Origin of the sequence: Rouxiella badensis (assembly GCF_002093665.1) — a bacterium.
GTDB classification, from domain to species: domain Bacteria; phylum Pseudomonadota; class Gammaproteobacteria; order Enterobacterales; family Enterobacteriaceae; genus Rouxiella; species Rouxiella badensis.
In genome coordinates this window covers 199,863-212,900 of the sequence record NZ_MRWE01000001.1, presented here as the reverse complement: position 1 = coordinate 212,900, position 13,038 = coordinate 199,863, and the positions used below count along the sequence as shown (strand labels likewise).

At 57.1% G+C, this 13,038-nt stretch carries 11 protein-coding genes; 5 read left to right on the top strand and 6 right to left on the bottom strand.

All coding sequences use genetic code 11. From position 1 onward, the window contains the following. The first annotated feature begins 109 nt into the window (after positions 1 to 109). On the top strand, positions 110 to 799 hold the full coding sequence (locus BS640_RS01020; protein ID WP_017492617.1) for a PadR family transcriptional regulator: 690 nt from the start codon (positions 110 to 112) through the stop codon (positions 797 to 799). Here BS640_RS01020 and kdpE read toward each other — a convergent pair. Genes kdpE through kdpF form a run of 6 tightly spaced genes read right to left on the bottom strand, consistent with a single transcriptional unit; the run spans position 789 to position 8,743 of the window. Beyond that, on the bottom strand, positions 789 to 1,478 hold the full coding sequence (gene kdpE, locus BS640_RS01015) for a two-component system response regulator KdpE (RefSeq protein WP_026110634.1): 690 nt from the start codon (positions 1,476 to 1,478) through the stop codon (positions 789 to 791). The genes BS640_RS01020 and kdpE overlap by 11 nt on opposite strands. Then, positions 1,459 to 4,194: a two-component system sensor histidine kinase KdpD gene (gene kdpD / locus BS640_RS01010; protein ID WP_026110633.1), complete on the bottom strand. Its 2,736-nt coding sequence runs from the start codon at positions 4,192 to 4,194 to the stop codon at positions 1,459 to 1,461. The genes kdpE and kdpD overlap by 20 nt, the downstream gene beginning before the upstream one ends. A 27-nt stretch (positions 4,195 to 4,221) precedes the next feature. Next, a complete protein-coding gene (gene kdpC / locus BS640_RS01005) occupies positions 4,222 to 4,818 on the bottom strand; it encodes a potassium-transporting ATPase subunit KdpC (protein WP_017492614.1) in 597 nt (198 codons plus the stop codon). A 30-nt stretch (positions 4,819 to 4,848) separates the two neighbouring features. Further along, positions 4,849 to 6,915, bottom strand: a complete 2,067-nt coding sequence (gene kdpB / locus BS640_RS01000; protein ID WP_017492613.1) for a potassium-transporting ATPase subunit KdpB — start codon at positions 6,913 to 6,915, stop codon at positions 4,849 to 4,851. A gap of 49 nt (positions 6,916 to 6,964) precedes the next feature. Next, positions 6,965 to 8,653, bottom strand: a complete 1,689-nt coding sequence (kdpA, locus tag BS640_RS00995; RefSeq protein WP_017492612.1) for a potassium-transporting ATPase subunit KdpA — start codon at positions 8,651 to 8,653, stop codon at positions 6,965 to 6,967. Then, on the bottom strand, positions 8,654 to 8,743 hold the full coding sequence (gene kdpF, locus BS640_RS00990) for a K(+)-transporting ATPase subunit F (RefSeq protein WP_017492611.1): 90 nt from the start codon (positions 8,741 to 8,743) through the stop codon (positions 8,654 to 8,656). It abuts the gene before it with no gap. A gap of 408 nt (positions 8,744 to 9,151) precedes the next feature. Between kdpF and BS640_RS00985 the strand changes: the two genes are divergently transcribed. The 4 genes from BS640_RS00985 (at position 9,152) to BS640_RS00970 (ending at position 13,007) form a co-directional block, all read left to right on the top strand. Then, positions 9,152 to 9,358 (top strand): YbfA family protein, encoded by a 207-nt coding sequence (locus BS640_RS00985; RefSeq protein WP_017492610.1) that lies wholly within the window; start codon positions 9,152 to 9,154, stop codon positions 9,356 to 9,358. A gap of 178 nt (positions 9,359 to 9,536) precedes the next feature. Further along, positions 9,537 to 10,490 carry a YbgA family protein gene (locus BS640_RS00980; RefSeq protein WP_017492609.1) on the top strand — a complete coding sequence of 318 codons (954 nt, stop codon included), beginning with the start codon at positions 9,537 to 9,539 and terminating at the stop codon, positions 10,488 to 10,490. 21 nt (positions 10,491 to 10,511) lie between these two features. Then, a complete protein-coding gene (phrB, locus tag BS640_RS00975; protein ID WP_084911632.1) occupies positions 10,512 to 11,951 on the top strand; it encodes a deoxyribodipyrimidine photo-lyase in 1,440 nt (479 codons plus the stop codon). A gap of 45 nt (positions 11,952 to 11,996) precedes the next feature. After that, positions 11,997 to 13,007 (top strand): MBL fold metallo-hydrolase, encoded by a 1,011-nt coding sequence (locus BS640_RS00970; RefSeq protein ID WP_017492607.1) that lies wholly within the window; start codon positions 11,997 to 11,999, stop codon positions 13,005 to 13,007. The last annotated feature ends 31 nt before the right edge of the window (positions 13,008 to 13,038 follow it).

Genomic DNA, 13,038 nt, shown 5'->3' with positions numbered 1-13,038 from the left:
TGTTGAAAAAGATATATCTAAATTTGTATAAAACCTTGTCATTGAGCGAAAGTCGATCTACTTTAGATATATCGAAAATATTTCGATATATCTAAAGAGAGGAATTTTTATGTTTGCTAAATTTATGGAAGGCCGCCATCGCGGTCACGGTGACCGACTCCGCCGCCATGGCGGAGAAAGGGATGAACGCACAGAGTTTGCGGGTCGTCATCGCGGCGGAAGGCATGCTGCGATGGGCGAAGAGCGTGGAGAAGGGCGTGGCGAGAGACGTTCGCGTCGCGGTGGCGGTCGTGGTGAGAGAATGCAGCGCCTGTTTGAACATGGCGATCTGCGTCTGGTGCTGCTGGCCATGGTGGCGAAGAAACCGAGCCACGGTTATGAGCTGATTAAGGCGATTGAAGAGGCGTCATCCGGCCTTTACGTCCCGAGTCCGGGGGTTATCTATCCGACCTTGACGCTGCTTGAAGAGCAGGATTTCCTTGAGCCGCTGGTCAGTGACAACGGCCGTAAAAGCTATCGTTTGACGGCGGCGGGTCAGGAAGAACTGTCGGCACATCAGGCGGTGGTTGACGCTATCTTTGCGCGACTGGCGAGACGTGAAAAACGCCGCGAGCATGGGAGCAACCTGGCGGAAGGCATTGCTGACAGCATGAACCGTCTGCGCAGCGTACTGCGAGGCAACGTGATGCGTGACGACCTCAGCCCTGAGCAGGTGGAACGGGTCAACGCGACCTTGTTGAAAGCAGCAGAAATTATCGAGGCTGAATTCGCCGCTATTGACGCCGAGCTTAAGGCATAAAACGATAGCCGACGCCGGTTTCTGTCAACAAATGACGCGGCCGGGTGGCGTCCTGTTCCAGTTTTTGCCGTAAATGGCCCATATAAATACGCAAATAGTGGCTGTGTTCCACGTAGTTCGGGCCCCAGACGTGGCTGAGCAACTGCCTTTGCGTAATGACTTTCCCGCTGTTCGCCAGCAGTTCGGCCAGCAGACGGAATTCGATCGGCGTGAGATGCAAGTCTTCTCCGGCACGCTGTACGCGTCGGTTGATTAAATCGACGGTCACGTCGGCAAACGTAATCAGTGGGCTTTCTTGCTGACCTCCTGCGTGACGGCGCAGCGCAACGCGAACCCGCGCCAGCAGTTCCCCAACGCCAAAAGGCTTGGTCAGAAAATCGTCCGCGCCCGCATCGAGTGCGGCAATCTTGTCTTCTTCGCTGGTGCGGGCCGACAACACGATGATCGGAATACTGCTCCAGTGACGAAGGTCGCGGATATACTCCAGCCCGTCGCCGTCCGGCAGGCCAAGGTCGAGAATCACCAGGTCGGGCTTACGCGTCCCGGCCTCAATCAGCCCACGTTGCAGCGTTTCGCTCTCGAAAACTTTCATGCCTTCCCCCTCCAACGCCGTGCGAACGAAGCGTCGGATCTCTTTTTCGTCTTCAACAATCAGAATATTAATCGGGGACACGATCAGTTTCGCCTATGGAGTCAGTGGGTTCGATGGATTCGATATCGGGTAATTTTTCCAACGGCAGCATAAAGCTAAAGGTGGCTCCCCCCTGCGGGTTGTTCTCTGCCCAGATGCGTCCGTTGTGTACGTCAATAATGGCATGACAAATCGCTAACCCCAAGCCCACGCCCGGAATGGCCGATTCTTTATTGCCGCGCGAAAACTTCTCGAAAATCTGCCGTTCGCCACCGGCCATAATTCCTGGACCGTTGTCTGAGACATCAACCTCGACCCAGTCCTCGCTGGTCCGCGCTTTGATAACGATTTTTGCCTGCGAACCGGCATACTTGTGGGCATTTTCCAGCAGATTGATAAACACCCGCTCAATCAGGCTGGCGTCGCAGTTGACCAACAGCATCTCTTCGGGCAAATCCACCGTTATCTGATGGTTGCTGAGCATCGGCTCGAGCATACGCAGCGCGCTGCCAATGATTTCTTCAACCGATTGCCACTCCTTGCGCAAATTGAAGCCGCCTGACTGGATGCGCGCCATATCGAGCAAATTATTGACCAGCCTTGTGGTGCTCAGCACCTGCTGACGAATCTGGTTAGCCTGCGGCGCATAGGCCGATCCTTCGCTGGCCAGGTCCAGCGTGAGAATTTCGGCCTGGCCGAACAGCACGGTCAATGGGGTTCGCAGGTCGTGGGAGAGGGCAGACAGCAGCGAGTTGCGCAGCTGTTCGCGTTCGGTCTCCAGCCGTGCGCTTTCGGCCGTCGCCGTCAGTTGGAGGCGTTCTAGCGCGTTGGCTATCAATACGGTGAAGGTTTGCAACAGGCGCTGTTGCTCGGGCACCATCAGTTGGCGCACGTTGGGGGGCTCTACCGCCAGCAGGCCGAGGGATTTCCCCGACGCGACCAGCGGCAGCAGTTGATAAGGCACGCCCGGCAGCGTATCGGTGCCTGCCCCGGCCGGAGACTGTTTGTCGAAGCTCCAGCGGGCAATCGCCTCGTCGACGGCAATCGACAGGCCTGCGGCAAGATCTCCCTGCTGGAAATTCAGCGTACCCTCGGCGTGCTGCTGCGGTAACAGCACGGCGGCCTTGGCCTGCAGCGTGGTTGAAATAAAATGACGACTGGTTTGCGCCACTGCCTCGGGGGTCATTGCCTGACTCAGCCCTTTGGACATTTCATACAAATGCCGCGCCCGTTTTTCGCGATGACGCGCGATCCGCGCCTGATAGCGCACCCCGGCGGTGAGATTACCGATCAGTACGCCAACGATAAGCATTACGGCGAAGGTCAGTAAATACTGGGCGTCGGTGACGGCAAAAGAGCCGCGTGGCTCGACCAGAAACAGGTCAAAGCTGGCGACATTGATAACCGCTGCCAGCACCGACGGCCAGCGCCCGTAGAACAGCGCCGTCAGTACCACGCCAAGCAGATAGACCATAATCAGGTTGGCAGGATCGAAATAGGGATACAGAAACTGTGAGATAAAGGTGATGAGCGCGCAAAGCGCCACCGCCACCGCGCAGCCCTGTAATTGACGGCGAAATCGCTCGCTGAAGGTGCGGGAGTCTTGATCTCGCCGCGAACTTACCGGCGCGGCTTCCTCGAGGCTGACTATCAGCAGGTCGAGCTCGGGACCGATTTTTGCCAGCCGGTCGGTGATGCTTGCGCCCCATTTGAAGCGCTGCTCTTTGCGACGCCCCATAACAATCTTGCCCAGATGATGCTCGCGGGCGTAACGCAGGATAGCCTGTTCCTCCTGCGGGTCGGACAGCGTGGCGGTCTCGGCACCCAGCTCCTGCGCCAGCTTGAGAGCACGAAGGATGGCCCGGCGCTGGCCTTCAGGCAGGCGATGCAGACGTGGCGTCTCGACGTAAACCGCGTGCCAGACGCAGCCAAGCCTTGCGGCGAGTCGTGCCGCTACCCTGACCAGCTTCTCGTTCCCACCGCTGTGACCGATGCACAGCAGCAGGGCGTCGCGGGTATGCCAGACACGCTCCTTGCCCTGCGTGTCGCGGAATTCACGCATCTGGTCATCGACCCTGTCGGCCGTGCGGCGCAGAGACAGTTCGCGCAGGGCGATGAGATTGCCTTTGCGGAAGAAGTGCTCGATAGCGCGTTCAGCCTGACCGGGGATATAAACCTTGCCCTCTTTCAGGCGCTGACGCAGGTCGTCTGGCGGCAGGTCGACCAGCACCACTTCATCCGCCTGGTCGAACACATGATCGGGCACGGTTTCACGAATAATGATGCCGGTAACGCCGCTGACGACGTCATTGAGGCTTTCAATATGCTGTACGTTGACGGTGGTAAAGACGTCGATACCGGCGTCGAGCAGTTCCTCGACGTCCTGCCAGCGTTTCGGATGGCGTGAGCCTATTACGTTGCTATGCGCCAGTTCATCCATCAGGATTAGGGCAGGGTGGCGGGCCAGCGCGGCGTCGAGGTCAAACTCGCTGAGCTGACGACCGCGATGAGTAATGCGTTTGGGGGATAAAAGGTCTAACCCAGGCAACATGGCCTGGGTTTCTTTGCGTCCGTGGGTTTCGACGACGCCGACCATCACGTCTAATCCGGTCGCGCGCAACCGCTGCGCCTCTTGCAGCATGGCGTAGGTTTTCCCTACGCCCGCACAGGCGCCGAAGAAGATTTTGAGCTGACCCCGCGGCTTCTCGTTTGCCAGCGCGAGAAGGCTGTCCGGGTCAGGCCGTTGACTGTCGTCGTCTACCATAAACATGTCTTCTTATTGTTGAGGTCATCACTTTTGTGAGGTCAACGCATCCAGTGCCAGATTCAGTTGCAGCACGTTGACCACCGGTTGTCCGGTAAAGCCCAGCACAGGTGCACTGGTGTTTTCGCCAATCAGTTTATTGACCTGATCCAGCGTCAGTTTTCTCGCCGCTGCCACGCGCTGGGCCTGCCAGTTGGCAGCCTCAACGCTGATATGCGGGTCGAGTCCGCTGGCTGATGAAGTCACCAGATCGACCGGCACCTGAGGCGCACTCTGCGGATTGGCCGCACGCAGCGCTGCCACGCGTTCAGCCACGGCTTTATCCAGCGCCGGATTGCTAACTGCAAGATTGCTGCCTGAGGACGCCATCGCATTATAGGCGCTATCCGAGGTGGCGGAAGGGCGTCCCCAAAAATAATCAGGTCGGGAAAAAGATTGCCCAATCAACGCTGAACCCACCGGTTTCCCCGCCTCAAAAATCAGTGAGCCCTGCGCCTGCGAACGGAAGACCAGCGCCGACAGACCAGTGGTCAGCAGCGGATACGCTACGCCGGTAACCAGCGTAAACAGCACCAGCAGCACCAGCGAGGGGCGAAGATAGCGATGACGAATTGCGTTAGTCATTTTATATTCCTTCATTCTTTATCGGGCCGCTTAGGCCATGTGCAGCACAGTGAGGATCAGGTCAATCAGCTTGATACCGACGAACGGCACGACCAGCCCCCCGACCCCGTAAATCCACAGGTTACGGCGCAGCAGCGATGCGGCACTCATTGGCCTGTAGCTCACCCCTTTCAGCGCCAGCGGGATCAGAAACACAATCACCAGTGCGTTGAAAATAACCGCCGACATAATCGCCGAGGCGGGGGAGTGCAGGTGCATCACGTTCAGCGCATTGAGCTGTGGATACGTTGCCGCAAACGCCGCCGGGATGATGGCGAAGTATTTCGCCACGTCGTTGGCGATGCTGAAAGTGGTCAGCGATCCACGAGTCATCAACATCTGTTTACCGATATGCACCACTTCAATCAGCTTGGTCGGGTTGGAGTCCAAATCGACCATGTTGCCTGCCTCTTTGGCGGCCTGCGTACCGGAGTTCATGGCAACGGCCACGTCGGCCTGCGCCAGCGCCGGGGCGTCGTTGGTCCCGTCGCCGGTCATCGCGACCAGACGGCCTTCGCTCTGATACTGGCGGATAAGCGCCAGTTTAGCTTCCGGTGTGGCCTCCGACAGGAAGTCATCTACCCCAGCCTCGGCGGCAATAGCGGCGGCGGTCAGGCGGTTATCACCGGTTATCATCACCGTCTTGATGCCCATCTTGCGCAGCTCGGCAAAACGTTCCTTGATACCGCCTTTAACGATGTCTTTCAGCTCGACGACGCCCAGTACGCGCGCACCGTCGGCCACGACCAGCGGAGTTCCGCCTTTGCGTGCGACCGTTTCGACCAGGCCTTCAACGGCGGGCGGGAAGTGGCCCTGATTCGACTCGACGTGACGGCGAATAGCGTCAACGGCCCCTTTGCGGATCATTCTTTCACCGACGTTGACGCCGCTCATGCGGGTCTGCGCCGAGAAGGGCACAAAGGTGGCATTCAGCGAATTCAGATCGCGTTCACGCAGGTTAAAGCGCTGTTTCGCCAGCACGACGATGCTGCGGCCTTCCGGCGTTTCGTCCGCCAGTGAAGAGATCTGCGCGGCGTCGGCCAGCTCCTGTTCACTCACCTGAGGCGCCGGTAAAAATTGTGCTGCCTGACGGTTACCGAGCGTGATGGTACCGGTCTTGTCGAGCAACAGTACGTCGACGTCACCGGCTGCCTCGACGGCGCGACCGCTGGTGGCTATCACGTTCGCCTCCAGCATGCGGCTCATGCCCGCCACACCGATGGCCGACAGCAGGCCCCCGATGGTGGTTGGGATCAGGCACACCAGCAGCGCGACCAGCACGGTGATTGTGACCGGTGTCCCGGCATGGCTGGCGTCGACGCTAAACAGCGAGAACGGATACAGCGTGGCGGTCGCCAGCACGAATACCAGCGTCAGCGCCACCAGAAGAATGGTCAGCGCGACCTCGTTCGGTGTCTTGCGGCGTTTTGCGCCTTCAACCATGGCAATCATCCGGTCAAGGAAGGTTTCGCCTGGGTTGACGGTGCACTCGACAATCAGCCAGTCGGACAGCACACGTGTACCGCCGGTTACCGAGGAGAAGTCACCGCCGGACTCGCGAATAACCGGGGCAGACTCACCGGTGATGGCGCTTTCATCTACCGACGCTCCGCCAATCAGTACCTCGCCGTCGCACGGCACGGTATCACCGGCTTCAATCAGCACATAGTCGCCTTTGCGCAGGCTGTCTGCGGCCACTTTGATCGGCGGTGACTCAGGGCGCGCCTCGTAAAGTTTCTTCGCCCAGCTGGTTTTCTGTACGCCTTTCAGGCTCTCGGCCTGCGCCTTGCTGCGGCCTTCCGCCAGCGCTTCGGCAAAGTTGGCAAACAGCACGGTAAACCACAGCCACAGGGAGACGCTGCCGGTAAAGGCGGCGCTGCCCTCGGTTTTACCCATCAAAATCGCCAGCCAAATCAGCGTGGTGAGGATACTGCCCAGATACACCACGAACATCACCGGGTTACGCCACTGTACGCGTGGATCCAGTTTTTTCACTGCATCCAGCGTCGCGGTACGGATTAGCCGGGGTTCAAACAGGGCACGTTGTTTGCGAGTCATCGTATTCTCTCTTTAACATCTGTTGTGCAAATCATGTTTGGCGTAGAAATCAGTGCGCCAGCCACACTTGTAAATGCTCAGCTACCGGACCCAGCGCCAGCGCCGGAATAAAGGTCAACGCACCGACCAGCAGGATGGTGCCGATCAGCAGGCCGATAAACAGCGGGCCAGCGGTCGGAAGTGTGCCGTTGCCTGCGGACTGACGTTTTTTGGCGACCAGCGATCCGGCGATGGCCAGCACCGGAAGAATCACCCCAAAGCGGCCGAAGAACATGGTCACGGCCAGCGACAGGTTGTAGAACGGTGTGTTAACGCTCAGTCCACCAAAGGCGCTGCCGTTGTTGTTTGCGGCAGAGGAGAAGGCGTAGAGCACCTCGCTGAAACCGTGTGCACCTGGGTTACCAATCCCCGCCAGCCCGGCCGGAGTGACCAGCGCCAGCGCCGTGCCCAGCAGCACCAGCGTTGGTGTCACCAGAATCGCCAGTGCGGTCATCTTCATATCGAAGACGTCGATTTTCTTGCCAAGGTATTCCGGTGTGCGGCCAATCATCAGTCCGGCGATAAACACCGTCAGCAGCACGAACAGCAGCATGCCGTAGAGGCCTGAGCCAACGCCGCCGAACACCACCTCACCAATCTGCATCAGCCACATTGGGATCATGCCGCCGAGGGCAGTGAAGGAGTCGAGCATGGCGTTGACCGCACCGCAGGAGGCGGCGGTGGTGATTACGCTAAACATGCTTGAAGCCAGAATCCCGAAGCGGGCCTCTTTACCTTCCATATTGATGTTGCTGGTCGCACCCAGAGCCGACAGGTGTGGATTACCCTGCAACTCGGCGGCCATGACAATGACTACGCAGACCACAAAAATCAGCGACATTGTCCACAGCAGTGCGTGACCCTGACGGCTATCGCCCACTACGCGGCCAAACGAGAAGCACAGCGCACAAGGGATAAGGAAAATGGCCAGCATCTGAACCATGTCGGTCATGGCGGTCGGGTTTTCATACGGGTGTGCCGAGTTGGCCCCGAAGAAGCCGCCACCGTTGGTGCCGAGCATTTTGATCGCTTCCTGAGAGGCAACAGGCCCCATCGGCAGCGTCTGCTGTACGCCTTCAAGCGTGGTGATGTGCTGATAAGCCTCAAGGTTTTGCAGCACGCCCTGGCTGACAAAATAGAGCGCCATCAGCAGGGAAATCGGCAGCAGTACGTAAAGCGTAATGCGCAGCAGGTCACTCCATGCGTTACCGATAGTCTTGCCTGAAGGACGAGCAAAGGCGCGGATCAGCGCAAAGGCGACCGCAATACCGGTTGCCGCCGACAGGAAGTTCTGCACCGTCAGTCCGACCATCTGGCTGAAATAGCTCAGCGCGCTTTCGCCGCTGTAGGCCTGCCAGTTGGTGTTAGAGACAAAGCTGACGGCGGTGTTAAACGCCAGATCCCAGGAAAGGCTTGGGAAATGCTGCGGATTCCACGGCAAAACGCCCTGCAACATCAGGATGGCCATCAGCAGGACGATGCCCAGCATGTTGAAGCCGAGAATGGCTATCGCGTACTGTTTCCAGTTCATTTCCGAGTCGGACGCGCCCGCCAGACCCAGAACTCTACGTTCGAACCCCGCCACCCTTGGGCCAATGTCACCTTCAATCAGGCTGGCCATAAACTTGCCCAATGGGTGAGACAGCAGCAGTAAAACCAGCATAAAGCTGGCAATCAACAGAAACGCTGAAGCGGCCATTTAAAACTCCTCCGCATTAAGCAGGGCGTAGACCAGATAGCCGAGCAGTAAAAGAACGAGTAGCCCGCCGATAATTACCCCAATATTCACAACCCACCCCTTAGTTTGTTTCACCCGCCACCCTTGGCGTTGTAGCTGCGTGAGACTTGCTACAACGCCAAGGATTTTGGGAACGATGTTGATTTGTAATCAGTAAAGCGAGTGTAAATATTGGCTTCTAAAGAACCTGAAAAGATGGATGGGGCAGGTGTAAAAAAAGTATAAAAATGGCGAATTAATCGACGAGTAACGTCTGGGAAGTAGTTAATTAACAGTTTTGTAACTTAATTACCGGGGAAGGATGAAATTGTGCTTTTTTACGTCAAAATAGTGGTCCGATCAGTAGTAAAATTACAGCATGTACGTTAAAATTTGTACAAATAACCAACGGTCAATCTTTCCAGTCTTTTTCCGGAGCAGGTCAATCAGGAACGCGGACTGGCCCAGAGGAGAATGTTTATGTCTGATTACACCCCGTATAGCCTTGCACGCATTATGTTACGGCGCACCTTTGTCGTGCTGGTCGGCGTAGTGGCGCTACCCGTAATGTTATTCCGTGCCGACCGTGCACGTTTTTATAGCTATCTGCATCGAGTATGGGCAAAAACCAGCAACAAACCGGTATGGCTGGCACGGGCCGAAACCGCCGGTCAGTATTTCTATTAAGCATTAGTGCAGTATAAAAAAGCGTCCCTGATTAAGGCCAGCAACCTCTTGCTGGCCTTTTTACATTTTGTCCCAAGGCTGAGTACAAACTTGTACAAAATGCATTTTTTGTATAAGTTTAATGAGGGCGATGCAGGTTTTTTGCATCGCCACGGACAGCAAATGCCAGGAGTCGCACATGAGTGAAAAAATTCCCATTGGGATCAGCGCCTGCCTGCTAGGAGAGAGGGTTCGTTTTGACGGCGGACACAAACGACTGGCCTTCGCCGTTGATCAGTTAGCGCCTTATGTACATTTTGAACCTGTCTGCCCGGAAATGGCGATTGGCCTTCCTACCCCAAGACCGGCACTGCGCCTGGTGAATCATCCAGACGGCGTTCGCATGTGTTTCAGTAACGAACCCAACGTCGATATTACCGATAAAATGCAGCACTACGCCGAGCAGCGTATTGCCTCGCTCGCGCACCTTTGCGGCTATATTCTTTGCGCAAAATCGCCCAGCTGCGGCATGGAGCGGGTGCGCGTCTACCGTGAAAACAGCAAAGACAACAGCAAAGTTGGCGTTGGGATCTACACCGCCGAACTGCAAAAGCAGCTGCCGTGGCTGCCAATAGAAGAAGACGGACGGCTTAACGACCCTGTGCTGCGCGAGAATTTTGTCGAACGCGTTTATGCACTCTATGAGCTGAAAATGCTGCAAGCCTCAGGGCTGTCGCGCGGCAAACTGATGGCGTTTCACAGCCGCTATAAGCTCTCTTTACTGGCGCACTCTCAGCCCGAATATCGCGAGCTGGGTCGTTTTGTGGCGGCAATGGATAAATGGGCGTCGCTCGACGACTATTTCATCGAATACCGCAACAGGCTGATGACTCTAATGACCCACAAAGCCACACGGCGCAACCACACCAATGTGCTGATGCACGTACAGGGATATTTCCGCAAACAGCTCAATAGTGGACAACGCCAGGAGCTGGCAAAGCTTATCGACCATTATCGTCAGGGTTTGCAGCCTCTGCTGGCCCCTATCACGCTGCTCAAACATTACATGAATGAATATCCCGACGAGTATCTCCAGCAGCAGCGCTATTTCGAGCCCTATCCCGAGGCTCTGCGTCTGCGTTACGGGCACTGATTTCACAAGGAATGACTGGTTATGACCACCCATTTGGTCTGGTTTCGTAATGATTTACGCATCACCGACAACCGCGCACTGGCTGCCGCCTGCGCAGACGTTGATGCCACTGTTATCGCGGTGTTTATTGCCACGCCGGGGCAGTGGCGCAGGCACGACATGGCGCCTCGTCAGGCCGCGTTTATTTATCAGCACCTGCTCGCGTTGCAGTCTTCGCTGGCCGAGCGCGGTATCCCGCTTTATTACCAGCAGTGCGAGCTGTTTTCCGACGCCGTCGATTGGCTGAAGGCGTTCGTCGCAGAGCACAAGGTTGATGCGCTGTTTTATAATAATCAGTATGAAATCAACGAGGTTGCACGGGATGCCGCGTTAGACAAGGCGTTGTCGACAGAGCTTACCCTCCACCGTTTTGACGACAGCCTGCTTTTGCCTCCGGGTTCGGTAACGACCGGTGAGGGCGGCATGTACAAGGTTTATACGCCGTTTCGTCGCGCATTTTTACAGCGTCTGAGTGAGTCCGACACTCGCTCACTGGCCGCACCGCAGGCGCGTAACAACCCGTATAAAGGTCAATCAGCCCCGATTAAGCCCTTCGACTATCCGCAGGAAGAGGTTGGTGACGATTTTCCCATAGGCGAAGAGGCCGCTCGCGACCGGCTGCGGCGTTTCTGTCGTGAAAATGTGCAGGACTACCTCGAGCAGCGCGACTTGCCCGCCATTGACGGCACCAGCACGCTCTCCCCGTACCTTGCCATTGGCGTACTGTCGCCGCGTCAGTGCCTTAATCGCCTGCGCGCGGAACATCCTCACGCGTTGGAAAAAACCGACGGTGGCGCGTTTGGCTGGCTCAACGAGCTGGTCTGGCGTGAGTTTTACCGCCATTTGCTGGTGGCCTGGCCGCATCTTTGCAAGCACAAACCCTTCATCGAGTGGACGGACGGCGTGCGCTGGCGCGATGCTCCTGACGATTTAAAGGCCTGGCAGGCGGGTAAAACCGGCTATCCCATCGTTGACGCCGCCATGCGTCAGTTAAACGCCACCGGCTGGATGCACAATCGTCTGCGGATGATCGTCTCGAGCTTTCTGGTTAAGGACCTGCTTATCGACTGGCGCAGCGGCGAACGCTACTTCATGTCTCAGCTTCTTGACGGCGATCTCGCGGCCAACAACGGCGGCTGGCAATGGGGAGCATCGACCGGCACCGACGCGGCCCCCTACTTTCGCATCTTCAACCCGACGACGCAGGGAGAGCGTTTCGACAAGCAGGGGCGCTTCATCAAGGCCTGGGTTCCTGAGCTTGCCGAGGTGCCAGAAAAAGATATTCACCACCCACATCAATGGGCCGAGAAACAGCGCCGCGTGCTAGACTATCCTCACCCGATTATCGATCACGCCCGAGCACGCAAGGATACCCTTGCGGCGTTTGAAACCGCTAAAAGTCGCGCTCAGGCTGACAACTAAGACTTACTGTCTTGGTTAAGGATCGGCACAACATGGAGCGATGTGATGACAACAAGATGGTGGAGCACGGCCCTGTTTCTCGGGGCCGGTTTAGGCTACGCATTCAGCGCCAACGCGGGCTTTAAGGTAGTCGCGCTGGGCGTCAACGGCGGGGTGGAAGAGGGAAATCTGACCTCGTATCTGATTCGCAGTGATTCGCAAACGCGCTATCTGGCGCTCGACGCCGGTTCGGTTCTGCCGGGTATCAGTAAGGCATTGGCAAAAGGCAGCTTTCCTGAGGTCACGGCGCAAAATTCAGCGCCGTTTACGCCACAGGGGGCGGTATTTCGCCAACTGATTAGCGCCTACTTCATCAGCCACGGTCATCTTGACCATCTTGCCGGGCTGATCGTCGCCTCACCGCAGGACAGCAAAAAACCGATTTACGGCACCAATGACACCATCGATATTCTGCGCCAGCACTATTTCAATTGGCGAGTGTGGCCTAATTTCAGCGACTCAGGCAGCGGCCAGCGCATTGGCACCTATCGACTGACGGCGCTCAGACCGGGGCAGCGCGCGTCGTTGGGTACCAGTGGCCTGAGCGGCGTCGTTTATCCGCTCAGCCACGGCGGCGTCAGTTCGTCGATGCTGTTGGTCAGTAATGAACTGGCGAGCCAACAGCAGGAAACCTTTGCCTTCTTTGGCGATACCGGTGCCGATAAGCAGGAGAAGTCGCGCGATCTCGGCGCTATCTGGCGCGTGTTGGGGGAGGAGATTAAACAGCATCGCCTCAAGGGGATGATTATCGAGACCTCTTTCCCGAATGGTGTTCCTGATGCACAGCTCTTTGGTCACCTCACCCCCGCGCTGCTGCTCGGTGAGCTGAAAAACCTCGAGCAGGCGGCAGGGGGCGCTGGCTCGCTCAAAGGGCTGAAGATTGTCATCAGCCATATCAAGCCGTCGTTAATGGCTGGGGCAGACCCGCGCGCCGAGATTATGCGTCAGCTTGAAGAGGGGAATCGCCTCGGCGTACACTTCATCTTTATGCAGCAGGGCGACAGTCAGGCGTTTTAACGCTTCTGCTTCGCCACCTTTCCGGCTCTGC